The organism is Gordonia sp. CNJ-863, from assembly GCF_001942325.1.
In the GTDB taxonomy this organism is placed as follows: domain Bacteria; phylum Actinomycetota; class Actinomycetes; order Mycobacteriales; family Mycobacteriaceae; genus Gordonia; species Gordonia alkanivorans.
This window is the reverse complement of record NZ_MKKG01000055.1, coordinates 18299-44738: the sequence shown is the minus strand read 5'-3', so window position 1 is coordinate 44738 and position 26440 is coordinate 18299. Positions and strand designations below refer to the sequence as shown.

At 68.9% G+C, this 26440-nt stretch carries 24 protein-coding genes and 2 pseudogenes; 17 read left to right on the top strand and 9 right to left on the bottom strand.

All coding sequences use genetic code 11. The annotated features are described in order from the left end of the window. From BJF87_RS20460 to BJF87_RS20450, 3 genes are read right to left on the bottom strand one after another with little or no spacing between them, the layout of a single operon-like run. Nucleotides 1-1290, bottom strand: a complete 1290-nt coding sequence (locus BJF87_RS20460; protein WP_075863826.1) for a glycosyltransferase family 4 protein — start codon at nt 1288-1290, stop codon at nt 1-3. Further along, on the bottom strand, nt 1287-2840 hold the full coding sequence (locus BJF87_RS20455; protein WP_075863825.1) for a glycoside hydrolase family 57 protein: 1554 nt from the start codon (nt 2838-2840) through the stop codon (nt 1287-1289). Before BJF87_RS20455 ends, BJF87_RS20460 begins: the two co-directional genes overlap by 4 nt. Before the next feature lie 3 nt (nt 2841-2843). Further along, entirely contained in the window at nt 2844-3662 is an 819-nt protein-coding gene (locus tag BJF87_RS20450; protein WP_035751233.1) for a class I SAM-dependent methyltransferase, read from the bottom strand. Between the two features lie 231 nt (nt 3663-3893). Between BJF87_RS20450 and BJF87_RS20445 the strand changes: the two genes are divergently transcribed. The 11 genes and pseudogenes from BJF87_RS20445 to ligA all read left to right on the top strand — a co-directional run bounded on the left by BJF87_RS20445 (nt 3894) and on the right by ligA (nt 14749). After that, a complete protein-coding gene (locus BJF87_RS20445) occupies nt 3894-4679 on the top strand; it encodes an electron transfer flavoprotein subunit beta/FixA family protein (protein ID WP_006359411.1) in 786 nt (261 codons plus the stop codon). A gap of 52 nt (nt 4680-4731) precedes the next feature. After that, nucleotides 4732-5688 carry an electron transfer flavoprotein subunit alpha/FixB family protein gene (locus BJF87_RS20440; RefSeq protein ID WP_006359410.1) on the top strand — a complete coding sequence of 319 codons (957 nt, stop codon included), beginning with the start codon at nt 4732-4734 and terminating at the stop codon, nt 5686-5688. A 97-nt stretch (nt 5689-5785) separates the two neighbouring features. Further along, a complete protein-coding gene (locus tag BJF87_RS20435; protein ID WP_075863824.1) occupies nt 5786-6703 on the top strand; it encodes a GNAT family N-acetyltransferase in 918 nt (305 codons plus the stop codon). Between the two features lie 14 nt (nt 6704-6717). Then, complete coding sequence (locus BJF87_RS20430; RefSeq protein WP_262339093.1) at nt 6718-7437, top strand: 1-acyl-sn-glycerol-3-phosphate acyltransferase; 720 nt, start codon at nt 6718-6720, stop codon at nt 7435-7437. Between the two features lie 182 nt (nt 7438-7619). Next, complete coding sequence (locus tag BJF87_RS20425; protein ID WP_006359407.1) at nt 7620-8099, top strand: DUF4334 domain-containing protein; 480 nt, start codon at nt 7620-7622, stop codon at nt 8097-8099. Nucleotides 8100-8224: 125 nt separating this feature from the next. Further along, complete coding sequence (locus tag BJF87_RS20420) at nt 8225-9445, top strand: cysteine desulfurase family protein (RefSeq protein WP_075863823.1); 1221 nt, start codon at nt 8225-8227, stop codon at nt 9443-9445. Further along, nucleotides 9445-10563 carry a tRNA 2-thiouridine(34) synthase MnmA gene (mnmA, locus tag BJF87_RS20415; RefSeq protein ID WP_035751239.1) on the top strand — a complete coding sequence of 373 codons (1119 nt, stop codon included), beginning with the start codon at nt 9445-9447 and terminating at the stop codon, nt 10561-10563. Before BJF87_RS20420 ends, mnmA begins: the two co-directional genes overlap by 1 nt. Then, complete coding sequence (locus tag BJF87_RS20410; RefSeq protein WP_075863822.1) at nt 10509-11576, top strand: vitamin-B12 independent methionine synthase; 1068 nt, start codon at nt 10509-10511, stop codon at nt 11574-11576. Before mnmA ends, BJF87_RS20410 begins: the two co-directional genes overlap by 55 nt. A 63-nt stretch (nt 11577-11639) precedes the next feature. After that, nucleotides 11640-12023 (top strand): MmcQ/YjbR family DNA-binding protein, encoded by a 384-nt coding sequence (locus BJF87_RS20405; protein WP_006359403.1) that lies wholly within the window; start codon nt 11640-11642, stop codon nt 12021-12023. 197 nt (nt 12024-12220) lie between these two features. Then, a pseudogene (locus BJF87_RS20400) lies at nt 12221-12580 on the top strand (MmcQ/YjbR family DNA-binding protein). Nucleotides 12581-12664: 84 nt separating this feature from the next. Continuing rightward, nucleotides 12665-14749, top strand: a complete 2085-nt coding sequence (ligA, locus tag BJF87_RS20395; RefSeq protein ID WP_075863821.1) for an NAD-dependent DNA ligase LigA — start codon at nt 12665-12667, stop codon at nt 14747-14749. A 77-nt stretch (nt 14750-14826) separates the two neighbouring features. Here ligA and BJF87_RS20390 read toward each other — a convergent pair whose 3' ends face one another. Together BJF87_RS20390 and BJF87_RS20385 are read right to left on the bottom strand one after the other, a co-directional pair. Continuing rightward, nucleotides 14827-15339, bottom strand: coding sequence for an O-acetyl-ADP-ribose deacetylase (locus BJF87_RS20390; RefSeq protein ID WP_006359400.1), 513 nt, complete (start codon nt 15337-15339; stop codon nt 14827-14829). Between the two features lie 15 nt (nt 15340-15354). Further along, entirely contained in the window at nt 15355-16026 is a 672-nt protein-coding gene (locus BJF87_RS20385; protein ID WP_006359399.1) for a hypothetical protein, read from the bottom strand. 186 nt (nt 16027-16212) lie between these two features. Here BJF87_RS20385 and gatC point away from each other — a divergent pair, with 186 nt between their 5' ends. Beyond that, nucleotides 16213-16524 (top strand): Asp-tRNA(Asn)/Glu-tRNA(Gln) amidotransferase subunit GatC, encoded by a 312-nt coding sequence (gene gatC / locus BJF87_RS20380; protein WP_006438859.1) that lies wholly within the window; start codon nt 16213-16215, stop codon nt 16522-16524. Then, nucleotides 16521-18026 (top strand): Asp-tRNA(Asn)/Glu-tRNA(Gln) amidotransferase subunit GatA, encoded by a 1506-nt coding sequence (gene gatA / locus BJF87_RS20375; protein WP_035751243.1) that lies wholly within the window; start codon nt 16521-16523, stop codon nt 18024-18026. Before gatC ends, gatA begins: the two co-directional genes overlap by 4 nt. Here the strand turns inward: gatA and BJF87_RS20370 are convergent. Together BJF87_RS20370 and BJF87_RS20365 are read right to left on the bottom strand one after the other, a co-directional pair. Beyond that, nucleotides 18019-19206 (bottom strand): alpha/beta-hydrolase family protein, encoded by a 1188-nt coding sequence (locus tag BJF87_RS20370; protein ID WP_396246709.1) that lies wholly within the window; start codon nt 19204-19206, stop codon nt 18019-18021. The two genes, gatA and BJF87_RS20370, sit on opposite strands and share 8 nt — an antisense overlap. 59 nt (nt 19207-19265) lie before the next feature. Further along, complete coding sequence (locus tag BJF87_RS20365) at nt 19266-19979, bottom strand: hypothetical protein (protein WP_230461815.1); 714 nt, start codon at nt 19977-19979, stop codon at nt 19266-19268. A 167-nt stretch (nt 19980-20146) separates the two neighbouring features. Here BJF87_RS20365 and BJF87_RS20360 point away from each other — a divergent pair, with 167 nt between their 5' ends. The 3 genes from BJF87_RS20360 (at nt 20147) to BJF87_RS20350 (ending at nt 23245) form a co-directional block, all read left to right on the top strand. Continuing rightward, nucleotides 20147-21430 (top strand): sensor histidine kinase, encoded by a 1284-nt coding sequence (locus tag BJF87_RS20360; RefSeq protein WP_075863868.1) that lies wholly within the window; start codon nt 20147-20149, stop codon nt 21428-21430. Nucleotides 21431-21440: 10 nt separating this feature from the next. After that, nucleotides 21441-22133, top strand: coding sequence for a response regulator transcription factor (locus tag BJF87_RS20355; protein WP_075863867.1), 693 nt, complete (start codon nt 21441-21443; stop codon nt 22131-22133). Between the two features lie 77 nt (nt 22134-22210). Beyond that, nucleotides 22211-23245, top strand: a complete 1035-nt coding sequence (locus BJF87_RS20350; RefSeq protein WP_075863819.1) for a 6-phosphofructokinase — start codon at nt 22211-22213, stop codon at nt 23243-23245. A 13-nt stretch (nt 23246-23258) separates the two neighbouring features. Here the strand turns inward: BJF87_RS20350 and BJF87_RS20345 are convergent, their stop codons facing one another. Next, nucleotides 23259-23495 (bottom strand): PspC domain-containing protein, encoded by a 237-nt coding sequence (locus tag BJF87_RS20345; protein ID WP_075863818.1) that lies wholly within the window; start codon nt 23493-23495, stop codon nt 23259-23261. Nucleotides 23496-23629: 134 nt separating this feature from the next. On the opposite strand from BJF87_RS20345, the pseudogene gatB reads away from it, so the two are divergent. Continuing rightward, nucleotides 23630-25134: pseudogene (gene gatB / locus BJF87_RS20340) on the top strand (Asp-tRNA(Asn)/Glu-tRNA(Gln) amidotransferase subunit GatB). A gap of 138 nt (nt 25135-25272) precedes the next feature. Here the strand turns inward: gatB and BJF87_RS20335 are convergent. Further along, entirely contained in the window at nt 25273-26376 is a 1104-nt protein-coding gene (locus BJF87_RS20335) for a PQQ-dependent sugar dehydrogenase (protein ID WP_006359389.1), read from the bottom strand. Nucleotides 26377-26440 lie beyond the last annotated feature (64 nt).

Genomic DNA, 26440 nt, shown 5'->3' with positions numbered 1-26440 from the left:
TCAGGGAACGGGGTGGTCGGGCTTCGCCGGGTCGCGTTCGGGCAACGGACGCATCGGAATGTCCGGTCGTCCGACCGGATGGCGCACCCGGCGCTTGGCGGCCAGGTGCACCGACGCGGTGCGTTCGGCAACCTCGGCCCAGGAGAACTCGGCGGTCAGTCGGGCCCGTGCGCGGACAGCCCGTTGCGCTGCGGCGCCGGGGTCCGAGAGCGTCGCCCGTACCGCAGCGGCGAGCCCGGCGACGTCGGCCGGTTCGAAGGTGAGGCCGGTGTCGGGTTCCTGCACGGCCTCGCCCAGGCCGCCGGCGGTCGAGACGATCAGCGGGATGCCGGTGGCCGCCGTCTCGAGGGCGACGATGCCGAACGGCTCGTAGCGGCTCGGCAAGACGATCGCGTCGCAGCGGTGCATGAGGGTCACCAGCTGGTCGTGGTCGACGGCGCCGATGAACCGCACCGCCTTGCTCACACGATGCTTGCGGGCCTGCTCCATCAGCCACTCCCGCTGGGTGCCGTCACCGGCGATGGTGAGAGTGGTACCCGGGTGGCTCCGACGGATACGGGGGAGTGCGGCCAGCAGGTCCTGCACACCCTTCTCGTACTCGAGGCGACCGGCGAACAACAGTTCCGCCGGGCCGACGGTCCGCGTGCGGGCCGCGAACGGCCATGTGCGGATGTCGATTCCGTTGTGGATCACCGCGATGTCGGCGGCGTCGTAACCGAAGAGCCGGTTCACCTCGTCGCGCATGGATGCCGAACAGGTGATGAGAGCGTCGGATTCGGCGACGAGCCACCATTCGACCGAGTGCACCTGCCGATTGGTGCGGCCGCTGACCCAGCCGCTGTGCCGACCGGCTTCGGTGGCGTGGATGGTGGAAACCAGTGGCACGTCGAAGAATTCGGCCAGCGCGATCGCCGGGTGGGCGACCAGCCAGTCATGCGCGTGCACGACCTCGGGGATCCATCGTGCGGTGGAATCGGCGAAAGCCCGTTCGCCGGCCAGGATCCTGAGCCCGGCACGGATGAACGAGTGTCCCATGGCGAGAGTCCAGGCCATCATGTCCTGACCGAACTCGAACTCCGGCGGGTCCTCGGCGACCGCGATCACGCGCACGCCGTCGACGACTGTGTCGGTCGTCGGATGCGTGAGTGCGTCGGTGCCGGACGGGCGTCGGGTCAGGACCGCCACATCGTTTCCGGCGGCGGCCATCTCCGTGGCGAGGTGATGCACATGCCGACCCAGTCCGCCGACGACGACGGGTGGGTACTCCCACGACACGAACAACACTTTCATCCGATGCTCCCCTCGGCATCCGCGGTCAGGATCGCGTGCAGACGGCGCGCGTCGAGTGCGGGGAAGAGATTGTCGGCCCGCGCCCAGTTCTGCGCGAGCGTCGCCGCCGCGTCGTCGCGACCACGGAGCGCGGCGTCGCTGATCTCCCGCGTGGCGTGCGCGTGCGTGTGCGCACGGGAGACAGCGTACTGCGCGGCAGTGTCCTTCGACACCATGAAAGGCCAGTCGGAGGACACCGTGAGCAGCGTCTCTCGGATGATCTGATCGGCGACACGGCTGCGCTCTCCGCCACCGGCGAGGAGTTTGGCCACGGCGTCGAGGGCGGTCTCGGTCACCTCCTCGTTGAGGGTGACGAGATGCTGCACCTGTGGACCGTTCCACACGCGCCAGTCCTTACCCGACCCCCACGACGACGCGGGGAGATCGACCGGCTCGCCGACGAGTCCGGATCGCGTTGCGCCGGCGAGGGTTCCGACCTTCACCCCGACCTCGGGCAGGCGACGAAGGACGCGTTCGAGCCAGATCGGACCCTCATGCCACCAATGCCCGAAGAGCTCGGTGTCGAAGGCCGCGACCACCAGGGCGTCGCGGCCGATGCGCGTCGACTCCTCGATGAGGCGCTCGCGGACATGCCCGACGAAATCCTCGACGTGTCGGTCGATCACTGCGTCGACGTGTGCCGGGTCGTAGGGCTTCTTCTCGTCGCCCGGCACCGAGCGACCCGTGACGCGGAACCGCTTGAGTCCCGATTCGTGGTCGTAGGTGTGGAAGTCGCGGTAGGCGGCGTGGCCGGGATAGCCCGACTTCGGCGACCACACGCGGTAACTCACCGTGAGGTCGCGTCCATAGGCGATGACACCGCTGTCGCCGACCGGGCGGCCGAGTGCGGTGTCGCCGTGGAGGGTCGGGCCGTCGACCATGAAGTGCCCGACGCCGGCGCGGGCGTACTCGGCCTCCATGCCCGGCGCGAAGGCGCATTCGGGCGCCCAGATGCCTGCGGGGTCGAAACCCCAGCGCGCGTGCGCGTCGTGGAGACCCTCACGGAGGAAGAACGTCCGCAGGCGTGGATCGAGCAGCGGAGCGAACGGATGCGCGAGCGGTCCGCCGAGGATCTCGGCGACCCCGCTCGAGGCGACGCGACGAATCAGCGGCGAGGCGCCGTGTCGCCACTTCGTCTCGAAGGTCTCCAGCGCTCGCTGGGCTTCGAGGTACTCACGGCGACCGGCGTCGGCGCGGTCGGCATCGTTCGACGTCGCGGCCTCGGTCGCCCGCAGCTGCCAGTCGGCCAGCCATTCGTACATCGACGACGCACAGTGAGGGTCGTCGAGCTGCGCGGCCAGGACCGGGGTGATCCCGAGGGTCAACTGGTCGGTGAGACCGTCGTCGGCGAGGCGCTCGAGGACGTCGAGCAGTGGGATGTACGACGACGCCCACGACTGGTAGAGCCATTCCTCACCGACCGGCCAGCGACCGTGATTTGCCAGCCAGGGCAGGTGGGAGTGCAGGACGAAGGTGAACTGTCCCGGAACCTCGGGGGTGCTGATGGTCATTGCTCAGGCCCGGGTCGCCACCGCGAACAGGTCGAGCGAGGCATCGATGTCGGAGTCGCGCGCGTCGAGCACGGCGAAGTCCTCGGCGGCCACCCCGGCGACGTCGTCGACCAGGTCGGCCGGCCACGGTTCGCCGGCGAGGGCACGCTCGATCTGGGCGTCGATCAGCGATCCGCCCCACTTCTCGTCGAGCGCGGTCAGCCGCGGTCCGTGGTGCACGCCGAGCATCGCGTCGAGGGCGAACCCGCCCTCGACGATCAGTGCGGTGAGTTCGGCGGCGTTCAGCTCACGGGTGTGGAACGGGTTGAGAGGGGTGTCGCGTCCGGGGGAGAAGGTGATCCGGTTGGGCGTCGAGATCAGCAGCTCGCCGCCCGGACGCAGCACGCGTCGGCATTCGGCGATGAATGCGGCCTGGTCCCAGAGGTGTTCGATCACCTGGAAGTTCACCACGAGATCCACCGAGGCGTCGGCCAGCGGAAGATCGATCAGATTGCCCTGGTGCACGACGAGCCCGGGGTAGCGGCGACGGGTGTGTTCGACCGCCGAGGTGTCGTAATCGACGCAGACCACCGACGACGCCCCGGCGTCGGCGATCATCGCGGCCCCGTAGCCCTCGCCGGATCCGGCTTCCAGGATCTCGCGTCCCCGGCAGCGGTCGAGGATATGGCGGTAGGCGATCTCGTGGCGGCGGAACCAGTAGTTCTCCGCGGGGATACCCGGAACCGTCCGTTCACCGGTCAGCGCCAGCTGTTGGTCGGCGTCGAGGGACTCCAGACCGGTCATCCCGGCCGTCGGCGGAGAACCGAGGTCTGCGTCAGTCATCTGCAAGAGCGTAGGGCATGGGGTCGCGGCCTCCCGGTTCGTCCCGGCGCCGCGACCGACCGAGCGATCGTGCGTGATCGCTGCAGGGTTCCCTGTCCAGGTCCGACGCCGGTCCAAAGTGTGAGGTAGTCAATGTTTAGTGAGAACATAGGAGACGCTAAAGTGGTGGAGACCCATGGCCTTACCCGCCGGTAAGTTGCCGAACCCGACGCAGGAGGTCGACGTAGACCAATGACAAACATTGTCGTACTGATCAAGCAGGTTCCCGACACGTGGTCCGAGCGCAAGTTGTCCGACGACGACTACACCTTGGACCGCGAGGCAGCTGACGCGGTTCTGGACGAGATCAACGAGCGCGCCGTCGAGGAAGCGCTGAAGATCAAGGAAGCCGACGGCGGTGAGGTCACCATCCTGACTGCGGGTCCCGACCGCGCCACCGACGCCATCCGCAAGGCTCTGTCGATGGGCGCCGACAAGGCGATCCACATCAAGGACGACCAGCTCCACGGCTCGGACGCGGTCCAGACCGCCTACGTCCTGGCCCGCGCACTGGGCACCGTCGAGGGCGTCGAACTCGTCATCGCCGGCAACGAGGCCACCGACGGCCGCGTCGGCGCGATCCCGGCCATGATCGCCGAGTACCTCGAGCTCCCGCACCTGACCCACCTGCGCAAGCTGACCCTCGAGGGCGAGACCCTCAAGGGCGAGCGCGAGACCGACGAGGGCATCTTCCACGTCGAGGCACAGCTCCCGGCGATCGTCTCGGTCAACGAGAAGATCAACGAGCCCCGCTTCCCGTCCTTCAAGGGCATCATGGCCGCGAAGAAGAAGGAAGTCACCGCCGTCTCGCTGGCCGAGATCGACGTCGAGCCGACCGACGTGGGCCTGGAGAACGCCGGCAGCGTCGTGAACTCCTCCACCCCGAAGCCGCCGAAGACCGCGGGCGAGCGCGTCACCGACGAAGGCGACGGCGGCACGAAGGTCGCCGAGTACCTGGTCGGCCAGAAGATCATCTGATCTTCCCCACCAGTCCATCCGGCGAACCCCAGACATTCAGGAGAAAACCAACATGGCAGAAGTACTCGTGCTCGTGGAGCAGGACGCCGAAGGCGCCCTGAAGAAGGTCACCAGCGAGCTCATCACCGCCGCCCGCGCTCTCGGTACCCCGTCGGCTGTCGTCGTCGGCAAGCCCGGCACCGCCGACGCGATCATCGACGGCCTCAAGGAAGCCGGCGCCGAGAAGGTCTACGTCGCCGAGTCCGACGACGCGGCCGGCTACCTGATCAACCCGCAGGTCGATGTGCTGTCCTCGATCGCCGAGAGCGCCGCTCCGGCAGCGGTCCTGGTCGCGGCCACCGCCGACGGCAAGGAGATCGCCGGTCGTCTCGCCGTGCGTCTCGGCTCGGGTGTGCTCGCCGACGTCGTCGACGTCAAGGAAGGCGGCGTGGGCATCCACTCGATCTTCGGTGGCGCGTTCACCGTCGAGGCGCAGGCCAAGGGCGACACCCCGGTGATCTCGATCCGCCCCGGTGGCGTCGAGGCCGCTCCGCAGGCCGGTGCCGGCGAGCGTGTCGACGTCGAGGTCCCGGCAGCTGCCGAGAACGCCGTCAAGATCACCAAGGTCGAGCCGAACATCGGTGGCGACCGTCCCGAGCTCACCGAGGCGTCGATCGTCGTCTCCGGTGGTCGCGGTGTCGGTAGCGCCGAGAAGTTCTCGGTCGTCGAGGAGCTCGCCGACGCGCTCGGTGCCGCCGTCGGCGCCTCGCGCGCCGCCGTCGACTCCGGCTACTACCCGGGTCAGTTCCAGGTCGGTCAGACCGGTAAGACCGTGTCGCCGCAGCTCTATGTCGCCCTGGGCATCTCGGGCGCCATCCAGCACCGCGCCGGCATGCAGACCTCGAAGACCATCGTCGCCGTCAACAAGGACGAAGAGGCGCCGATCTTCGAGATCGCCGACTACGGCATCGTGGGCGACCTGTTCAACGTCGCCCCGCAGCTGACCGAAGAGGTCAAGAAGCGCAAGTGATCCGGTAGATCACGCAGTACCCCGGTGGCCCCCGACGTTCGCGTCGGGGGCCACCGTGTGTTCGCGGCCCGTTCACCCGAGGTCGCCGGAGCGGCACGTGTTCATCCGGATCGCCCCGACACGTCATGCGGCCGTGGTCGTGGCGACGCCGGCGGTGGCTTTCATACGGGGCATGAACGCTCTACAGTCCATCGCCACCACCGCGGCAACCGATTCCGCCGTCTCGGCCACCCTGCTGACCGCCGGACCCGTGCGGGTGCTGGTGTCCGACGACGCGGCCGACATCCTTGCCGCCCAACGACTTCGCTACCGGGTCTTCGCCGATGAGCCCGGCTTCTCCGACCGTATCGGCGACGCGACCACCGGCTGCGACGCCGACCGGTTCGACGAATTCTGTGAGCACCTCGTCGTGCGGCACGACGACCACGGCGTCATCGGGTGCGCACGGCTGCTGGCACCTCCGCGTGCGATCGCCGCCGGCGGCTGGTACTCATCCACCGAGTTCGACCTGAGTCGATTGGCCGACATCTTCTCCGAGACAGTCGAACTGGGGCGCGCCTGCGTGGACGGCAGGCATCGTGACGGATCGGTCACCGCCCTCATGTGGGCGGCCCTGCTGCAATACATGGATCTCGCGGGCTACCGGTACCTGATGGGTTGCGTGTCGGTGCCGCTGCACAGCCCGGGGGAGTGGATGCCCGGGTCCGTGCTGCGCGCCGTCCGCGACCGCCTGCGCGAGGAATATGCCGACGCCGATCGACGAGTCACCCCGCTGACGCCAGCACGCATCGGTGGGCGGCTCCTCGACGACATCACGCCGTCGGACACCATCGGGATGCCGCCCCTGATGCGCGGATACCTGCGGATGGGCGCCCGTACCTGTGGTGAGCCCGCCGTCGACGACGTCTTCGATGTCGCGGACTTCCTCACCCTCATCGACCGGGAGGGCGCCAACCGGCGCTATCTCGACCGCCTGCGATCGAGTGCCCAGCGTCTCGGCTCGGCAGGGGCCTGACCGCGGTGACCATCATGCCGGTGGAGCGTCACCCGTGGTTCCCGGTGAGCACCTGCGGGCATGCCTGCCTCGGTCCGCGGGCCGAGAGGCGGGCAGCCGACGCCGTGGTCACCGGTGGGCGGTTGTGTCGTCTGGCCGCGATCGCCGGCTGGATCGTCGCGACACCCATTGCCGACGGGACGATGGCGCGGCTCCGGAGGCGGCCCCGACGAGCCCTGCGTGCGCGGGCCGCGGGTCCGCTGCTCGCCGCGCTCGGCATCAGGGTCGTCGTCGACGACCGGCGGAGGGATCCGCGCGCAACCGGACTCATCGTCGCCAACCACATCTCCTTTCTCGACGTCCTCGCGCTGGCTCTCGTCAGCCCGGCACCGGTGGTGGCGAAGTCCGACGTCGTCGACATGCCGGTGGTGGCCGGGCTCGCGCGCCGGTTCGGGGTGATCGCGGTGGACCGTGGGACGCTGCGCGGACTCCCGGCGGCAGTGGGTGAGGTCTCCGCGCGCCTGGCAACCGGATCGTCGGTGATCGTGTTCCCGGAGGGACAACCTTCTGCGGCCGGACCGGCGGTGCGTTCCGGCCCGCGTTCTTCCAGGCGGCGGTCGACGCCGGGGTGCCGGTGTTCCCGGTTCGCCTACGGTTCCTCGGGCCCGACGGGCGTGCCGCGACGGCCCCGAGCTTCATCGGCGACGACTCACCGCTCGACACCTTGCGCCGGGTGCTGCGGGCCCGCGGACTGACGGTGGTCGTCCGCCTCGAACACGCCGAGGTGCCGGGCGCCGACCGTCGCGAACTGGCCCGGCGTTGCGAGCGTGTGTTGAGCGCCGCGGAAAGTGACATCGAACGTTCTCTGATATAGGTTCCTTCGCAAGCGGCCGCGCACGCGGCCGAGGAGATCGCCGTATGTCGAAGGAGTCCGACGATGACGTCCACCCTGACCCGAGAAGCGGCCCGCGCCAAGTTCTTCGAACTGCGGGAAGCGGAAGGGCTCGTCGACGACGCGGTCCTCGACACCGTGTGGGCAGGACTGGCGACGCTGCGTCCCGAGGAGATGCTCGGCGCCTGGAAGGGCGGTGAGTTCACCACCGGCCACGCCATCAACGGGATGCTGGCGAAGGCCAACTGGTTCGGCAAGACCTTCACCTCGCGCAGCGATGTGCAGCCGCTGGTCTGCCGTGACGAGAACGGCAAGCTGTTCTCCAACGTCAAGCTCGGCAAGGGTGAGGCGAGCCTGTGGGCGGTCGAGTTCCGCGGGGAGATCACCGCGTCGATGGTCTACGACGGCCAGCCGGTCATCGATCACTTCAAGCGCGTCGACGACACCACCGTCATGGGCATCATGAACGGCAAGGGCGGCGTCATCGACGGACGGCACCTGTACTTCTACCTCGAACGCGTCTGAGACGTCCGAGAAGGCGGCCGCGGGGTCTGGTCGGGTGGTCGGGCGCCCGATGACCAGCGCGTGCACACAGCGCTCACAAGTCGCGGAATTTGTCGACGTCCGCCGCGCGTTTATCCTTGCTAGCGATGCCCCTGCCAACCCGAGTGCCGCCGCGCACGTCCGTCTACCTCGACCACGCCGCTTCGACGCAGATGCTGCCCGAAGCCGTCGAGGCGATGACCGCTGCCTTCGGTGCCCCGGGCAACGCCTCGTCACTGCACGGTTCCGGCCGAACCGCCCGACGCCGCCTCGAGGAGGCGCGCGAGGCGATCGCCGCGGCCGTCGGTGCACGTCCGTCGGAGGTCATCTTCACGGGCGGCGGCACCGAGTCGGACAACCTCGCGATCAAGGGCATCTACTGGGCCCGTCGCCGCGCCGATGAGCAGCGTCGCCGCATCATCGTGTCGGCGGTGGAGCACCACGCGGTCCTCGACCCTGCCCAGTGGCTCGCGGCCGACGCCGGCGCAGAACTCGTGGTGCTGCCGGTCGACGCCGACGGCGTGGTCTCACCCGCCGAGCTCCGGGCCGAACTCGAGGCACACGCCGACCAGACGGCCCTCATCTCGGTCATGTGGGCCAACAACGAGGTGGGTTCCATCCAGCCCATCGCCGAGATCGCCGCGCTCGGAGCCGAGTTCGGCGTACCGGTGCACTCCGATGCCATCCAGGCCGTCGGCCACCTGCCGGTCGACTTCGCCGCCAGCGGACTGTCCGCGCTGAGCCTCGCCGCCCACAAGTTCGGCGGTCCGCAGGGCGTCGGCGCGCTGCTGCTCGGCCGCGAGGTCGCCTGCGTCCCGCTGCAGCACGGCGGCGGCCACGAACGGGACGTGCGGTCGGGAACCCAGGATGTCGCCGGCGCCGCCGGCATGGCCGCCGCGCTGACCTGGTGCGTCGAACACCTGGAGGAGAACACCGCCCGCGTGCGCGCCCTGGCGTCGCGGCTCTCCGAGACCCTGCTCGGTGTCGAAGGGGCGGTACGCAACGGCGCCGCACCAGATGCACGGCTTCCGGGAAACGTCCACGTCTCCTTCATCGGCTGCGAGGGCGACTCTCTGCTCATGCTGCTCGACGCCAAGGGCATCGAATGCTCCACCGGTTCCGCCTGCACGGCGGGTGTCGCGCAGGCCAGCCATGTGCTGCTCGCGATGGGGCTCGACATGGCCGACGCCCGGTCGTCGCTGCGGTTCTCGCTCTCCCACACGACCACCGACGCCGACATCGACGCGGTGGCGCAGGTCATCGACGAGGTCGTGGATCGAGCTCGCGCCGCCGGCCTCGTCTCCGCACCCGGCGGAAAGGTCTCGTGATGCGCGTACTCGCAGCAATGAGCGGCGGCGTCGACTCGGCGGTCGCGGCGGCACGTGCCGTCGACGCCGGGCACGAGGTCGTCGGCGTCCACCTCGCTCTCTCCACCGCGCCCGGAGCCCTGCGCACCGGATCGCGCGGCTGTTGCTCGCGGGAGGACGCCTCGGACGCCCGCCGCGCCGCGGACGTGCTCGGAATCCCTTTCTACGTCTGGGATTTCGCCGACCGGTTCAAGGACGACGTCATCGACGAATTCGTCGAGGCCTACGCCGCCGGACGCACCCCCAACCCCTGCCTGACGTGCAACGAGAAGATCAAGTTCGCCGCGCTCGCCGACAAGGCGATCGCCCTCGGCTTCGACGCCCTCGCCACCGGTCACTATGCGCAGCTCGTCGACGGCGAGCTGCGTCGCGCCGTCGACCACGACAAGGACCAGTCCTACGTGCTGGCCGTCCTGACGCGCGAGCAGCTGTCCCGCGCGCTGTTCCCGATCGGTGACACCCCGAAGGCCGAGATCCGGGCGGAGGCGGCACGCCGCGGTCTCGCGGTGGCCGACAAGCCCGACTCGCACGACATCTGCTTCATCCCCAGCGGCGACACCCGCGCCTTCCTCGGTGCCAAGATCGGCATCCGTCCGGGCGCGGTCGTCGACGCCTCCTCCGGCGAGCGCCTCGCCGACCACGAAGGAGTCCACGGCTTCACCATCGGACAGCGCAAGGGCCTCGGCATCGATGCGCCCGCAGCCGACGGCAAGCCGCGCTACGTCACCGAGATCGACCCGGCGTCGGGCACCGTCACGGTCGGCACCGCTGAGGACCTGCAGGTCTGGGGCATCACCGCGACCCGTGCGGTGTGGACGTCGGGCATCACCCCCGACGAGCCGTTCGAGGCCGTGGTCCAGGTGCGTGCACACGGCGGGCTCGCACCCGTCACCGCGACCCCGACCATCGTCGCCGGCGAACCCGCGATCGACATCGCCCTGCACGAACCGCTGACCGGCGTCGCACGCGGTCAGGCCGCCGTGCTGTACCTGCCGGACGCGGAGCACGGCGACCAGGTCGTGGGATGCGGGCGGATCGCGTCCACCTCGTCGCAGCCGACCGCCGTCGCGACTCGGTGACCACACCAGGCCTGCCCACCGGCGTCGGAACCGGCGTGGGCTCGATGCCCGGCACCGATCCGCGCGCGGCGGCCGCCGTGGTCAATGGTGAGCTCGACCTCGCACACCTCGTCGAACTCCCCGGTCGCGGGGCGGGTTCGGATCTGATCGGCCGAATGGCCGCGATCCTCGTCGACCTCCCGATGGACACCGCGACCTGGGGATACCTTCTGGCGCAACGGGAATCGCAACTGACCCGCCGCGCCCGCGACTTCCTCAAGGAGGATCTCGACGTCGTCGAGGAGCTATGGGAGACAGCGGGATTCGTCGGTACCGGGCGTCCGTTCAAGGTCCAGGTCGCCGGTCCGTTCACCACCTCGGCTTCTGTGGAACTGCCGAACGGCCATCGCGTGCTGAAGGATCCGGGAGCGGTCCGCGACATCGTCGCGTCGACTGCCGAAGGGCTCCGTGAACACGTCGGCGAGATCAAGCGCCGCCTCGGCGCACAGGTCGTCGTCCAGATCGACGAGCCGATGATCGGTCGAGTCATCGACGGAACCGTCAAGCCCCTCACCCGGTTCGACCCGATCCGGGCGGTCCCCGCCGTCGAGGCGGCGCGGGCCCTCACCGAACTCATCGAACACGTCGACGCGCCGGTGGTGCTCCACGACTGCAACCGGCCCCGCTGGGACCTCCTCGAACACCTTCGGGGCGTGGCGTACTCGATCGACGTCACCGCACCCACCGACGCCGACCTCGACGGCATCGGGATGCTCATCGACCGCGGGGACATCCTCGTGGCCGGCCGAATCCCGTCCACCGCGCCGAAGCGACCGGTGAACGCCGACACCGTCGCGACCGACCTCGCCGCCATCACCGATCGCATCGGCCTCAGCCGAAAAGTGTTGTCCGAGAACGTTATCGTCACACCGACCTGCGGTCTCGCCGGGGCGTCGGAGAGCTGGGCGAAAAAGGCTCTCGCGGTGACCGCCGAAGCGGGTCAGCTGCTCGGCACCGACCCGACCGCGCTCTGACCTCCTGGAGCCGGTGCCCTGGAAGCTCTGCGGAACGCCGCCTGCCGGAACTATCCTGCGAGGGTGCCGCATCCGATCATGTTCGACGACGCGGACCCGATCCTGGGTCGCGTCCGCGAGATCGCGCTCGCGCTGCCCGACGCCACCGAGGTCGTCGCGCACGGTCGCCCGACGTTCCGGTGCGGCAAGATGTTCGCCAACTACGGCGGCGGCCTCAAGGGTGGCAAGGTCCGCTATGACCAGTCGATCCTGTTCATCCCCGACGAGTCGGAGAAACCGGCCCTTGAGGAGGACCCGCGGTTCTTCGTGCCCGCCTACTACGGCCCCTACGGCTGGCTGGGCCTGATCCTCGAGGACACCACCGACTGGGACGAGGTCGCCGAACTCCTCGACGCGAGCTACCGGCAGGTCGCGCCGAAGCGGTCCCTGGCCAAGCTCGACGGCTGAGGTTCTGTGGATTTGAGGGCATGCCCCGAGACTCTCCCGTGACCGGCGGCGAGGTGCTCGGAAGACTCAGACCCACACATACCCCCGGATTCTCGTCCCCGTGACAGGCACCCGAGGGCAAGTTGCCCTCGACAGTCACTGAGGGGGACGAGATTTCGCGTCCGGCGGAACTATCCTGCGAGGGGCCGCATCCGATCATGTTCGACGACGCCGACCCGATCCTGGGTCGCGTCCGCGAGATCGCCCTCGCGCTTCTCGACGCCACCGAGGTCGTCGCGCACGGCCGCCCGACGTTCCGGTGCGGCTAGATGTTCGCCAACTACGGCGGCGGTCTCAAGGGTGGCAAGGTCCGTCACGACCAGTCGATCCTGTTCATTCCCGACGAGGCGGAGAAACCCGCGCTCGAAGAGGACCCGCGGTTCTACGTACCCGCCTACTACGGGTGGCTCGGACTGATCCTCGAGGACACCACCGACTGGGACGAGGTCGCCGAACTCCTCGATGCCAGCTACCGGCACGTCGCGCCGAAACGGTCCCTGGCCAAGCTCGACGGCTGACCCTTCGAGACGCCCTCCGCAGGCTCCGGGCTCCTCAGGGAGCAGAGAGGCGAGCCTGTCCGAGCACTCCGATACCCTCGGGACGTGGCAGAAACAACGGAGTCGGGGGCCATCGAGCAGTCGGGACCCGAGGCAGACCTGCGCGAGGAGTGGGCGGCTCTCGCCGAGGAGATCCGCGACCATCAGTTCCGTTACTACGTGAAGGATGCGCCGGTCATCACCGACGGCGAGTTCGACGAGCTGCTGCGCCGCCTGCAGGATCTCGAGGAGCGCCATCCCGAGCTCGCCACCCCCGATTCGCCGACCAAGCTCGTCGGCGGTGGTTTCTCGACCGCATTCTCCCCGGTCGACCATCTCGAGCGGATGATGTCGCTGGACAACGTCTTCGACTACGAGGAGATGACCTCCTGGGTCGAGCGGGTCAACTCCGACGCCGGCGTCGAGGCCGAGTTCCTCTGCGAACTCAAGATCGACGGGGTCGCGTTGGCGCTGGTGTATCGCAACGGTGTCTTGGAACGCGGCGTCACCCGCGGCGACGGGCGCACCGGCGAGGACGTCTCCCTCAACGCCCGCACCATCGAGGACATCCCGCAGCGCCTCACGGCCTCCGACGAGTACCCGATCCCGGACGTCCTCGAGGTGCGCGGCGAGGTCTTCTTCCGGGGGGAGGATTTCGAGGCGCTCAACGCGTCCCTGGTGGCCGACGGCAAGCCGCCGTTCGCCAATCCTCGCAATTCGGCGGCCGGTTCGCTGCGTCAGAAGAACCCGCAGGTCACGGCTCGTCGCAAACTGCGGATGATCTGTCACGGTATCGGTCACACCGAGGGCTGGCGGCCGGAGTCGCTGCATGATGCGTATCTCGCGCTCGGTGCATGGGGACTGCCGGTGTCGACGCACACCACCAAGGCTTCGGGCGCTGCCGAGATCCTCGAGAAGATCTCCTACTGGGGCGAGCACCGTCACGACGTCGAGCACGAGATCGACGGCATCGTGGTCAAGGTCGACGACTTCACCCTGCAGCGCCGCCTCGGTTCCACCTCGCGTGCACCGCGATGGGCGATCGCCTACAAGTACCCGCCGGAGGAGGCCACCACCAAGCTGCGCGACATCCAGGTCGGCGTCGGACGCACCGGTCGCGTCACACCGTTCGCGGTGCTCGAACCGGTCCTCGTCGCCGGCTCGACCGTCTCCCGGGCCACCCTGCACAACGGCTCGGAGGTCAAGCGCAAGGGCGTCCTCATCGGCGACACCGTGACCATTCGCAAGGCCGGCGACGTGATCCCCGAGGTCCTCGGACCGGTCGTCGACCTGCGCGACGGCTCCGAGGTCGAGTTCGAGATGCCCGAGCGCTGCCCGGAATGCGGTACGCCGCTACGTCCGGAGAAGGAATCCGACGTCGACGTCCGGTGCCCGAATCAGGAGAGTTGCCCGGCACAGTTGCGGGAGCGGCTCTTTCACCTCGCCGGGCGCGGCTCCTTCGACATCGAGGCGCTCGGCTACGAGGCGGCGACCGCGCTGCTGTCGGCCAAGGTGATCCGCAACGAAGGAGACCTGTTCTCCATCACCGCCGACGATCTCGCCCGCACCGATCTGTTCACGACGAAGGCCGGCGCGCTGTCGGCGAACGGAAAACGTTTGCTGGCCAACCTCGACAAGGCCAAGGACGTCGCGCTGTGGCGGGTGCTGGTGGGTCTGTCGATCCGCCATGTCGGTCCCACTGCCGCGCGCGCGCTGGCCACCGAGTTCGGCTCGCTGGAGGCCATCGAATCCGCCGACGTCGAACAACTGGCCGACGTCGAGGGCCTCGGCATGACCCTCGCACAATCGATCCACGACTGGTTCACCGTCGACTGGCATCGCGAGATCGTCGAGAAGTGGCGTGCGGCAGGCGTTTCCATGGAGGACGAGCGTGACGAGTCGATCGCGCGAACGCTCGAGGGCAAGACCATCGTCGTGACCGGATCGCTGGTGGACTTCTCCCGTGACGGCGCCAAAGAGGCGATCCTGCAGCGCGGGGGCAAGGCGTCGGGTTCGGTGTCGAAGAAGACCGACTACGTGGTCGTCGGCGATTCGCCGGGAAGCAAGGCCGACAAGGCCGAACAGCTCGGCGTCCCGGTACTCGACGAGGACGCGTTCAAGCGACTGCTGGAGACCGGCAGTCCTGAGTAGACGGGGTCACCGCCAGACGCGGCCGGCAGATCGGTGATGCGTTCGCCTGGTAGCACTGCCACGAAGAACAGGCAGCGTCAACCGTTCAGCGCCTTGTCGAAGGCGCGATATGCCCGCGGGTCGAACAACACGAACCGGATCTCCGTCATCATGGTGTCGGCGGACCGGACCGTGCCGACGGCCCGGCGTGCGCCGTCGTCCATCGGCCAGCCGTAGACGCCGGTCGAGATGGCCGGGAAGGCGATCGTCGATGCACCCAATTCGTCTGCGACACGCAGAGATTCACGATAGCAGGAGATCAGGAACTCGGAACGGTCCTCGTCGTATGAGTGCACCGGCCCGACGGTGTGGATGACCCAGCGTGCGTCCAGATCGCCCGCAGTGGTGGCGACCGCCTCACCGACCGGGAGACCGCGCTTGTAGCGACCGGCCCGGAGGTCCTTGCACTCGGCGAGAATCGCGGGACCCCCGCGACGGTGGATGGCCCCGTCGACCCCGCCGCCGCCGAGCAGCGTCGAGTTGGCGGCGTTGACGATCGCGTCGACCGACTGAAGGGTGATGTCTCCCTGCACGAGCGTGATGGAGGTCATGGCTCCATCATCGCGCTATCCGTCGGCGCGCAACACCGTACTGACGATGCCTGCCAGGTAGCCGAGCCGGGCGACCTCGGATGGCCGGAAATCGGGTCCGCCGATGCGGCCGAGCAGGACCGCCTTGTCGTTGGAGCCGATGGGCGCCGCGGCGAGTCGGGTGTCCATGTCCTGCCAGGCATCCGGTACCCAGTCGCCCTCCGCGTCGAGCTGTGCCGCATGCTCCAGCGGCAGCCAGTCGGCCCGGGTGAGCGGGGTTTCCGGCGCCCCGGAGGAACCGAACAGCTGCAGTACGCCGCCGCTGGCCTTGGTGATGACCATCGCCCAGGACACCCGCAGTACGCGCGGGGCGTTGTCGACGAGGACCTGGAGGCGGTCGTTGCGCTTGGCGGTGGCGACCTGGTCGACGAGTTCGAGTTCACGATGGGTGTCGAGCACACCGGAGTACGGGCGGATGGAATCCACCCGGACGCCGTTGACCTTCTCGGCGGCCGTGATCAGGCTGTCGGGCAGTGAGCCCGGCGGGACCTCGACGACGAGGTCGTCGACTGCGTAACCGTTGCCGCGTTCGACCACCTCGAGAGACAGGATGTCTGCACCGACCGAACCGAGTTGCACGGCGAGCACGCCGAGACTGCCGGGACGGTCCTCGAGGTAGACGCGCAACAGGTAAGACACGTGGGCCATTCTCGCACTCGTGAGGGTCGGGCGCGCACCGCCGGGGAGGGGCGGACCGAGCCCGGGCGTGCAAACGGTGGCTGAAGTGAGTCGGATCGGCGCGTTCCCATAGGCTGGAGAGGCACATCTGCGTCGCGAAGGCGCCGCGGTGGGCATTCATTCCCGAGCAAGTGATGGTGAGAAAGGGCGATGACGGTGGCTGGCGAACCGAAGTCCATATCGCGAGAAGAGGTCGCGCACCTGGCGCGATTGTCGCGACTGGCGCTGAGCGAGGACGAACTCGATGTCTACGCCAAGCAGCTGGACTCCATCCTGACCCACGTCGCATCGGTGTCCGAGGTGGCTGCCGACGACGTACCCGGCACCGCACATCCGGCCGAGCTCGCCAACGTGCTGCGCCCCGACGTCGTCGTGCCCGGTCTGAGCACCGACGCCGCGCTGTCCGGTGCGCCGGCCGTCGAGCAGGACCGTTTCGCCGTTCCGCAGATCCTGGGAGAAGAGCAGTGAGCCCCGCGTCGCACGCCGCAGCGCCTCGTCCCGCCGGTGACCTGACCGGTCTGTCCGCCGCCGAACTCGCCACCAAGATCGCGACCCGCGAGGTCAGTTCGGTGGAGGTCACGCAGGCACACCTCGATCGCATCGCCGAGGTCGACGGTGAGCTCGGTGCCTTCCTGCATGTCAGCGGCGCCGAGGCGCTCGTCGCCGCCAAGGCTGCCGACGATGCGATCGCCTCGGGCGACGCGGTGTCGTCGCTCGCCGGTGTGCCCATCGCGCTCAAGGACGTCTTCACCACCACCGACGCCCCCACCACGTGCGGTTCCAAGATCCTCGAGGGATGGGTGCCGCCCTACGACGCCGCGGTCACCGAACGTCTCCGCGCCGCGGGCATCCCGATCCTGGGCAAGACCAACATGGACGAGTTCGCCATGGGCAGCTCGACCGAGAACTCCGCCTACCAGCTGACCCGAAACCCGTGGGACCCCACCAAGATCCCGGGTGGCTCGGGTGGTGGCAGCGCCGCGGCACTGGCCGCGTACGAGGCGCCGCTGGCGATCGGCACCGACACCGGTGGCTCCATCCGTCAGCCGGCCGCGGTCACCGCGACCGTCGGCGTCAAACCCACCTACGGAACCGTCTCGCGCTACGGGCTCGTCGCCTGTGCGTCGTCGCTGGACCAGGGTGGCCCGTGTGGTCGTACGGTTCTCGACACCGCGATGCTGCACGAGGTCATCGCCGGGCACGACCCGCGCGACTCGACGTCGATCAACGTCCCGGTGCCCGACGTGGTCGCCGCCGCCCGCGAAGGTGCCGAGCAGGACCTCAAGGGTGTCAAGATCGGCGTCGTCACCGAACTGCAGGGCGAGGGCTACCAGTCGGGCGTGCTCGACTCGTTCCACCAGGCCGTCAAGCTCCTCACCGAGCGCGGCGCCGAGGTCGTCGAGGTCAGCTGCCCGCACTTCACCTACGCGCTCGGCGCCTACTACCTGATCCTCCCCTCGGAGGTGTCGTCGAACCTCGCACGCTTCGACGCCATGCGATACGGCCTGCGTGTCGGCGACGACGGGTCGCATTCGGCCGACGAGGTGATGGCACTGTCCCGCGAGGCCGGGTTCGGACCAGAGGTCAAGCGCCGCATCATGATCGGCACCTATGCGCTGTCGTCGGGTTACTACGACGCCTACTACGGTCAGGCACAGAAGGTCCGCACCCTGATCTCGCGCGACTTCACCAACGCCTTCGAGAAGGTCGACGTGCTGATCTCGCCGACCACGCCGACCACCGCCTTCCCGATCGGGGAGAAGGTCGACGACCCGCTGGCGATGTACCTGTTCGACCTCTGCACACTGCCGGTGAACCTGGCCGGGATCGGCTCGATGTCGGTGCCGTCGGGTCTGTCCGAGGACGACGGCATGCCCGTCGGCCTGCAGATCATGGCGCCCGCCCTCGCCGACGATCGGCTCTACCGCGTCGGCGCGTCGTATGAGGCGGCTCGCGGCGCGATCATCTGAGGTCATCGCGGCAGGCCGGTAACCCACGTGCCTGCTCCGCCCCGTAGCGGTGTCCGACGCCGGTGGGCCCGTCGAGTGCGGCCAGCAGGTCGACGCTGGTCTGCAGGAAGCTGATCACCGGCAGCCAGGGGACCTGGGGTACCCGGGGTCCGCCGAGTACGGTCCCGTCCGGCGTCGTCGCGGGACGCCACAGCGAGCTGAGCGACCACCGGATCACCGGATCGGTGCGATTGGCCACGACGACCCGCGGTGAGTCCGACTCCGCGGCCACCGTCTCGGCGGGCGGTGCGGTCAGCACGGTCTCGGCGAGCAGTCCCGGGTGGCGGTCCTCGAGCCAGGTGCGGGCGGCGTCGGCTCCGACCGCGCCCAGGCTCTGGCCGTAGAGCACCAGCAGGGGCCGGTCACCTGCGGGTCGGCCCTGCAACACCTCCGCGACCTCGCGAACCAGCGCGATCGACGACTCCGTCGCCGCGGCGTCGTCGGAGATGAACGCCTGCCACGACGGGACATCGGCGTAGGGGAGCACCAGGATTCGGACGTCGGCGCCGAAGCGGTCGACGAAGCCGGTGACCGCGGCCGGGTCGACCCAGCCCGATCCGGTGGGGACGGCCACGATCACCGCCCGCGCCGACAGTCCGTCGGCGCCCCGCCACGTCTTCACCAATCGTGTTGCCGGACGCTCGAATTCCGGTGCCGAGAGCTCCCCGCGCAGCAGTGTCCCGGATTCGGAGACGGTACGCGGCAGCGGTTGTCCTTCGTCGGCACCCGCAGAGGCTGGGGTGAGGAGGCCCGCGGTGAGCGCGACCGCCGCCGCCGCGATGACCGCGGTGACACGAGGGACGACCACGGTTGCGGCAACGACCGCGACGGGTGCGAGCGTGGCGCCCGCCCACCAGTCGGGGCCGACCGGCACTGCACCGACGGCAGCACGGATCAGGTTCTGCCACCACACTGCCAGTCCCGCACCGCCGGCCGCGACCAGCACGCCGATACCGAGGACGACGCGTCGTGTCTGCCCATCCGGTTGCCCGTGGCGTCGGGATACCCATCGCGCCAACAGCATTCCGATGACCGCGCCCAGTGCCGTGACGCCGGTCGTCACGACCGTGGTCGTCATCGCATCGCGCGGAAGTGTGCCAGGGTGGAGGGCGACGAGATATGCGACGACGACGTTGATCACGAGGACAGGGTGAGGCAGGTGTCGCCCGGTGTGCGCCGACGTTGGTGCGGGCGAGGCCATCACGAGAGCTCCTCGGTGGTGGTCCCGGTGCGGGGGTGCCGGTCGACGAGTGCGCGTTCGACCGTGGTGGACACCAGTTGCGGGATCGATTCGTGCCGGGTCGGCGGTCCGCCGAACTGACGCCAGGTGTTCCAGGACAAGCCGATCCGGGCGACGCGTGCCGCGGCGTCGCACGCCGGGTTGCTGCACGAGCGCTGCATCGCGTCGATCAGCATGCGGTCCAGGGCGAACCGCGCCCACGAGCCCAGTGGACGACCGTCGGTGGCCGCCGCGCGCAGCAGGTCGTAACCGAGATCATGTGTGCGGCAGAGCGGTGTGAACCGGTCGGGGAGCGGTACCGGGGAGGAGCAGTCGCCGTTCGGGTCGCTGGGCACACCCGCCACGACGGCCGGCGTGTAACCCATGTGCACGTCGAAGGTCGCGGGCAGGACGCCCATCGTCGTGGCCGGGGCAGGCCCCGTCAGCGCCACGACGGCGGCGGCGTACGGGTTGTCGGCGTCCTCCGGGTCGGGGACGACCACACCCATGGTCGAAATGACGTCACCGGCGACCGCGTGCGCCGTCGACATCCACTGTCCGGCAAGGAGAAAGGTCAGTGTCAGTGCGGCGACCAGCCAGCGGTGCGGACGTCGTGGGCGTGTGCGACCGGCATGATCGGTGAGTTGAGAAGTGTTGGCCGAAGGACATTTCCGCAGTGGACCTGGAGGGTTCATGGGCATTGACGCTAGGGAGCGCAACCGCCTGGCCACATCGCTCCGACGGGCGGTTCCCGCTCACCGGTCGGGGCGGGGATCCGGAGTGCGGACACTACTCGGGAACGAGTGCATCTCCCCCGAAAGTATGAGGACTGCCGGTCCTCACCGGGCCTAGGGTGAACCTCATGTTCGGTTTACGCAAGCATCTGCGCGCGGCCGGCGGCGACTTCGTTGACTGGGCGTCCACCGCGCCCGTCGCCCAGGACCCCGCGGTGCGTGCCTACTTCTCCAAACGGGTCAACTGGTTCTTCTTCGTCGTCGCCTTGATCATGTACTCGATCGCCTGGCCGACGCTGCCCGTCACGCATGCCGTGCCGGTCTTCCTACTGCCTCTTGTCGCGGCGTTCGCGGCACTGCCGATCGCGCTCGCCTGGTCGGCGCCACTGGTCGGCTGGGCGATCTCGGTGGTCTCGGCTCAGGTCATCGGCTTGATCGTGCCGACGCACAGCGGGTGGGAGCTGACCATCCAGGTCACTCACTTCATCGAGTTGCTCGTGCTGACCTTCATGGTCATGCTCCGCTGCCAGTTGCGGTGGATACCGGTGGTGTGGCTGACGACCTCCCTCGTCGTCGCCTATGCGGTTCACCCGGCGTGGATCGTCGGGATCTCGGTGCTCGCGGTGGTCGTGACACTGCTCCGCGGACTGATGGCGTCACGACGGCAACTCGCCGTGCGCACGAAACAGACCGAGGAGGCGGAGGCGGAATCCGCAGTGTTGCAGGAGCGTGCACGCATCGCCCGCGACCTGCACGACGTGGTGGCTCACCGGATGTCGATGGTCGTCGTCATGTCGCAGACCGCGCGGTACCGGATCGACGACGTCTCACCCGCTGCGGCAGCCGAATTCGACGCCATCGCCGACGCCGCCCGGACCTCGCTCGACGAGGTGCGGCAGCTGCTCGGGGTGTTGCGGATCGAGGGTGCCGAGACCGTCGCGGCCCCCAATCCGGGACTGGCGCAGGTCGAATCGCTCGTCGCCGAGACCCGTCGGGCCGGCTCCGAGGTCACCGTGAACCGGGAGGTCGACGATGAGATGGTCGGTGAGTCGGCAGCACTCGTCATCTACCGGATCGTCCAGGAGTCGCTCGCCAACGCCACCCGGCACGCGCCGGGCAGCCGCACCCTGGTGAGCGTCACCCCGGGGGAACGCGGCACGGTCGAGGTGGCCGTGGTCAACTCGGCTCCGACGGCGGCGCCCCTCGGGATCGGCGGTAACGGCGTCGGCATCCCCGGAATGCTCGAACGTGCTCAGGCAGTGGGCGGTTCGCTCCTCGCGGCACCGACGGTCGAGGGCGGGTTCGCGGTGCGCGCGCGTATCCCGGCGACACCGCCACGGGACGGCATCCTGCCCGACGCGGCCCGGTCCGTAACGACGCCGAAGGTCCCCTCACCGGCCTCCGACCAGTAGCGTGTCAGGCGTGCCGATCAACGCGGAACCGCTACAAGCACAGGGCAGCTCCCGCCCGATCACCGTCGTCATCGCCGACGACCAGGCGATGGTCCGACAAGGCTTCTCGGCCCTCCTCGCCGCTCAGTCCGACCTGTCCGTGCTCGGCGACGCCGCCGACGGCGTGGAGGCGGTCGAGGTGTGCAAGCGGGTGCGGCCCGACGTCGTCCTGATGGATGTGCGGATGCCGCGCAAGGACGGACTGTGGGCCGCCGAGCAGATCCTGTTGGCCGGGCTGGAGCCGCCGACCCGCGTGCTGATGCTCACCACCTTCGACATCGACGACTACGTCTACGAGGCGTTGCGGATCGGCGCGTCGGGGTTCCTGCTCAAGGATGCCCCGGCCGACGAGCTCGTGCGCGCGGTGCGGGTGGTCGCCGCCGGTGAGGCCCTGCTCGCGCAGTCGATCACCAAGCGGCTCATCACCGAGGTGACCGCCCGACGTCGACGCCCCGCCCGGAACCCGGCGCTGGAACATCTCACGCCGCGGGAGCGGGAGGTTCTCGACCTGGTGGCCGACGGCAAGTCGAACGCCGAGATCGGCGCCGACCTCTTCGTCACCGAGCAAACCGTCAAGACCCACGTGAGTAGTCTGCTGGGCAAGCTCCGGCTGCGGGACCGCGCTCAGGCGGTCGTCTTCGCCTACGAGAACGGCATCAAGTGAATTCGTGCTCAGCGGGGAGGACACCCGCGCACTAGATTGGGTGTGTTCGTCGCGTTCGAGAGGGAGGGTCTCACCACATGGCCAAGAGATTCGGCATTCTCACCTCCGGTGGTGACTGCCCCGGTCTGAACGCCGTCATCCGCGGTGCGGTGCTCAAGGGTGAAACCGTCTACGGTCACGAGTTCGTCGGCTTCAAGGACGGCTGGGCCGGTCTCGTCTACGGCGACATCATGGAGCTGAACCGCTCCACGGTCCGCGGCCTGTCGCACGAGGGCGGCACGATTCTCGGCACGAGCCGCTTCGGGCCCTACACCGAACCCGACGGTGGGCCCGACACCATCAAGAAGGTGCTCAAGAACCTCGGTATCGACGGGGTCATCGCGATCGGCGGCGACGGCACGGCCGCGGCGTCGAAGCGTCTGTTCGACGACGGCATCAACATCGTCGGCGTGCCCAAGACCATCGACAACGACATCGACGCCACCGACTACACGTTCGGGTTCAACACCGCCGTCGAGATCGCGACCGAGGCCATCGACCGCCTGCGCACCACCGGCAACTCGCACAAGCGATGCATGGTGCTCGAGGTCATGGGCCGCCACGCCGGCTGGATCGCGCTGCACTCGGGTATCGCCGGCGGTGCGCACGTGATCCTCATCCCGGAGAACCCCGAAAGTCTCGACCAGATCTGCGCGTGGGTGACCAGCGTCAAGGCCCGCGGCCGTTCGCCGATGGTCGTCGTCGCCGAGGGGTTCAAACTCCCCGAGATGACGGAGGCGTACTCCACCAAGGGCCTCGACGGCTTCAACCGTCCGCGGCTCGGCGGCGTCGGCGAGGTGCTGGCCCCGCTCATCGAGGAGCGCACCGGCATCGAGACGCGGGCCACCGTGCTCGGCCACATCCAGCGCGGCGGCGTGCCGTCGGCCTACGACCGCGTCCTCGCCACCCGCATGGGTATGGCGACCGCCGACCTGGTCGCCGAGAAGGGCTGGGGTCAGATGGTCGCCCTGCACGGCACCCGGATCGACCGGATCACCTTCGACGAGGCGCTCGGCGAGCTGAAGACCGTCCCGCAGGATCAGTACCAGGAGATCCGGGTCATCTTCGGCTAGACCGGCACGACTGCTAGACCGATGCGACTGCCGTCGCGGGGACCGGCTCGCGCGGAATGACGATCCACAGTGCCAGGTAGATCAGGACCTGCGGGCCGGGGAGCAGCATCGACAGCACGAACAGGACGCGGACCAGGGTCGGGTCCCAGCCCCAGCGTTCGGCGATGCCGCCGCAGACGCCACCCAGCCAGGCGTTCGAACGGGAGCGCGTCAGTCGCGGGGCGGACGAAGCGGGCTGTGCGGTGGTCATCGGGGTCTCCCTGCTGATCGAGGTGATGTGGGTCGGTGAACTGATGTCTACGACGGTAGGTCCGCCGACCCGTTCCCGGCATCGGTGATCACCCTGAACGTTCCCCTGGGATATCGCCGCATAAACTGGCAGCCATGACTTCCGCCGCCGTCGAACTGTTGGAGTACGACGAGGTCATCGCCGCTTTCGATCCGGTGATGGGCCTCGAGGTGCACGTCGAGCTGGGTACCGCGACCAAGATGTTCTGCGGATGCCCGACCGACTTCGGCGCCGAGCCCAATACCCAGGTGTGCCCGGTGTGCATCGGCCTGCCCGGTTCGCTGCCGGTCGCCAACGCCAAGGCCGTCGAGTCCGCGATCCGCATCGGCCTGGCACTGAACTGCTCGATCCGGCCGTCGAGCAAGTTCGCGCGGAAGAACTACTTCTACCCGGACCAGCCGAAGAACTACCAGATCTCGCAGTACGACGAGCCCACCTCATACGACGGCTACCTCGATGTCCTGCTCGCCGACGGCACCACGTGGCGCGTCGAGATCGAGCGCGCACACATGGAGGAGGACACCGGCAAGTCGCTGCACATCGGCGGCGCCACCGGTCGTATCCACGGTGCGAGCCACTCGCTGCTCGACTACAACCGCGCAGGCGTCCCGCTCGTCGAGATCGTCACCCGACCCATCGTCGGTGCGGGGGACCGTGCTCCCGAGGTCGCACGCGCGTACGTGACCGCGCTGCGCGACCTGCTCAAGTCCCTCGACGTGTCGGACGTGCGAATGGACCAGGGCTCGATGCGCTGCGACGTGAACCTGTCCCTGATGGCCAAGGGCGCGAGCGAGTTCGGGACCCGTACCGAGACCAAGAACGTCAACTCGCTCAAGAGCGTCGAGATCGCCGTCCGCTACGAGATGCGCCGTCAGGCAGCGATCCTGCAGGCCGGTGGCGAGATCGTGCAGGAGACCCGCCACTTCCACGAGACCGACGGCACCACGTCGGCCGGTCGTCGCAAGGAGACCGCCGAGGACTACCGCTACTTCCCGGAGCCCGATCTGCCTCCGGTGCAGCCGGATGCGGCGTGGATCGAAGAGCTGCGCGCCACCCTGCCCGAGCTGCCGTGGCTGCGCCGTGCCCGCATCCAGGAGGAGTGGGGTGTCTCCGACGAGGTCATGCGCGACCTGGTCAACGTCGGCGCCGTCGACCTCATCATCGCGACCGTCGACGCCGGTGCCTCACCCGAGGCGCCCGCGGCTGGTGGGTGTCGTTCCTTGCGCAGCAGGCCAATTCGCGGGGCGTCGAACTCGACGGTCTCGCCATCACGCCGGCGCAGGTCGCCGAGATCATCGGACTCGTCGACGAGGGCAAGCTGACCACCAAGCTCGCCCAGCAGGTCGCCACCGCGGTGCTCGACGGTGAGGGCGAGCCGAAGCAGATCGTCGCCGACCGCGGCCTCGAGGTCGTCCGCGACGACTCCGCACTGCAGAAGGCCGTCGACGACGCACTCGCCGCCAACCCCGACATCGCCGAGAAGATCCGCGGCGGCAAGGTCCAGGCCGCAGGCAAGATCGTCGGCGACGTCATGAAGGCCACCCGCGGACAGGCCGACCCGGCGCGCGTCAAGGAACTCGTCCTCGCCGCCTGCTCGTAGACGCCACCTCCGCTGCGAGGCGTGAGGAGCGACAGCGACGACCGGCAGACGTCAGCTCCACCGGCAGACTTCGATCGAAGTCTGCGAGTCGAGATGAGGTTCGCCGGTCATCAGCGCTCAGGGAGCGGTGGCGCCCGGTCAGGTCCGGTCGTTGCCGCCGCCCTGCGGGAGGAAGCGGAACACGCGGTCGTCGGTCGGCTTCGGATTGCCGGCCTGCTTGTTGACCGTGGCCACCTGCAGGAGTCCGTTGGGCAGGGCCGCCATTCGGCCGAGCGCGCCGTAGCGCTTCTCGAGCGCGACGACCGGCGGCGTGATCGTCGGGTCCTCGAGGGTGGGTTCGCGGATGCCCTCGATGCGCTGGGTGCGGGTCGTCGAGACGAAGATGCTGCCGCCCGCGACACCGCATCCGGCGATCTGCGGCTTGTCGGGCCACGTCCACAGGACCTTGGGGCCGCCCTCTTCGATGACCTGCACACGGTCCTCGGTCGCCGTCTGGTCGGCGACATAGATGGTGCCGGAGGACTCGTTGGGGCACAGTGCGACCGATGATCCGAAGCCGGAGGCCAGGATTCGCGGGCGCGGACTGACACCCGAGGTGAACGAGGTCACCAGCAACAGCTTTCCGGCCAGCGACGACGGGTCGTCGGCGGCCGCGGGGTTCCCGGCGTCGCCCGTGGCCACCACGAGTTCGGTGGGCGTGCGGAAATACATCGAGCCCATGTTCCCGGTGGCGCCCTTGGGGATTCCGGTCAGGATCGGCTTCGGCACATCGTCGGGGGCCAGCCGCACGATCCGGTTGTCCGACGGCGTCGTGATCAGTGCGTATATCAGACGGTCCTGGGAGTAGGTGGGGGAGAAGGCGAAATCGATGAGTCCGCCGTCGCCCGAGGCGTCGACGGGTGCCTGACCGAGGACCCGTTCGGGGCCATAACGCTTGGTGGTGATGATCTTTCCGGTGGTGCGTTCGGCGACCACCGTGACCTCACCCTGCTCGTCACCGGGCATCACCCCGCCCGTCGACGCGAGGCAGGTCGCGATCACCGCGGGGTCGGGGTCGACGCACGGACCGGTGGGCGGTGGCTGGGTGTCCCGCGGCGTCTCCGGCGGCGGCGTCGGCTCGGCCTGACCGCTCGGACGGTTGTTGGGACTGAACGCGCCGGCCTCCCGCTGACGGTCCTGTTCGGTGAAGTTCGCGCAGCCGCCCACGGTGAGCGCGATCACCGCCAGAACGGCCACCAGCATTCGGCCTGTCGGCCGCCCCTTCCACATGGCGTCCACAGTAATGGTGTGCCGACTCACCCCGCCG

Coding starts and splice junctions, on each gene's coding strand:
- BJF87_RS20335 (WP_006359389.1), bottom strand. CDS start 26,376: ATGCTGGTGGCCGTTCTGGCGGTGATCGCGCTCACCGTGGGCGGCTGC.
- BJF87_RS20365 (WP_230461815.1), bottom strand. CDS start 19,979: ATGAACCCTCCAGGTCCACTGCGGAAATGTCCTTCGGCCAACACTTCT.
- BJF87_RS20460 (WP_075863826.1), bottom strand. CDS start 1,290: ATGAAAGTGTTGTTCGTGTCGTGGGAGTACCCACCCGTCGTCGTCGGC.
- BJF87_RS20385 (WP_006359399.1), bottom strand. CDS start 16,026: ATGGCCCACGTGTCTTACCTGTTGCGCGTCTACCTCGAGGACCGTCCC.
- mnmA (WP_035751239.1), top strand. CDS start 9,445: ATGCGCGTACTCGCAGCAATGAGCGGCGGCGTCGACTCGGCGGTCGCG.
- BJF87_RS20345 (WP_075863818.1), bottom strand. CDS start 23,495: ATGACCACCGCACAGCCCGCTTCGTCCGCCCCGCGACTGACGCGCTCC.
- BJF87_RS20420 (WP_075863823.1), top strand. CDS start 8,225: ATGCCCCTGCCAACCCGAGTGCCGCCGCGCACGTCCGTCTACCTCGAC.
- BJF87_RS20360 (WP_075863868.1), top strand. CDS start 20,147: ATGTTCGGTTTACGCAAGCATCTGCGCGCGGCCGGCGGCGACTTCGTT.
- BJF87_RS20430 (WP_262339093.1), top strand. CDS start 6,718: ATGCCGGTGGAGCGTCACCCGTGGTTCCCGGTGAGCACCTGCGGGCAT.
- BJF87_RS20425 (WP_006359407.1), top strand. CDS start 7,620: ATGACGTCCACCCTGACCCGAGAAGCGGCCCGCGCCAAGTTCTTCGAA.
- BJF87_RS20445 (WP_006359411.1), top strand. CDS start 3,894: ATGACAAACATTGTCGTACTGATCAAGCAGGTTCCCGACACGTGGTCC.
- BJF87_RS20410 (WP_075863822.1), top strand. CDS start 10,509: ATGCGGGCGGATCGCGTCCACCTCGTCGCAGCCGACCGCCGTCGCGAC.
- BJF87_RS20350 (WP_075863819.1), top strand. CDS start 22,211: ATGGCCAAGAGATTCGGCATTCTCACCTCCGGTGGTGACTGCCCCGGT.
- BJF87_RS20390 (WP_006359400.1), bottom strand. CDS start 15,339: ATGACCTCCATCACGCTCGTGCAGGGAGACATCACCCTTCAGTCGGTC.
- BJF87_RS20440 (WP_006359410.1), top strand. CDS start 4,732: ATGGCAGAAGTACTCGTGCTCGTGGAGCAGGACGCCGAAGGCGCCCTG.
- BJF87_RS20450 (WP_035751233.1), bottom strand. CDS start 3,662: ATGACTGACGCAGACCTCGGTTCTCCGCCGACGGCCGGGATGACCGGT.
- BJF87_RS20455 (WP_075863825.1), bottom strand. CDS start 2,840: ATGACCATCAGCACCCCCGAGGTTCCGGGACAGTTCACCTTCGTCCTG.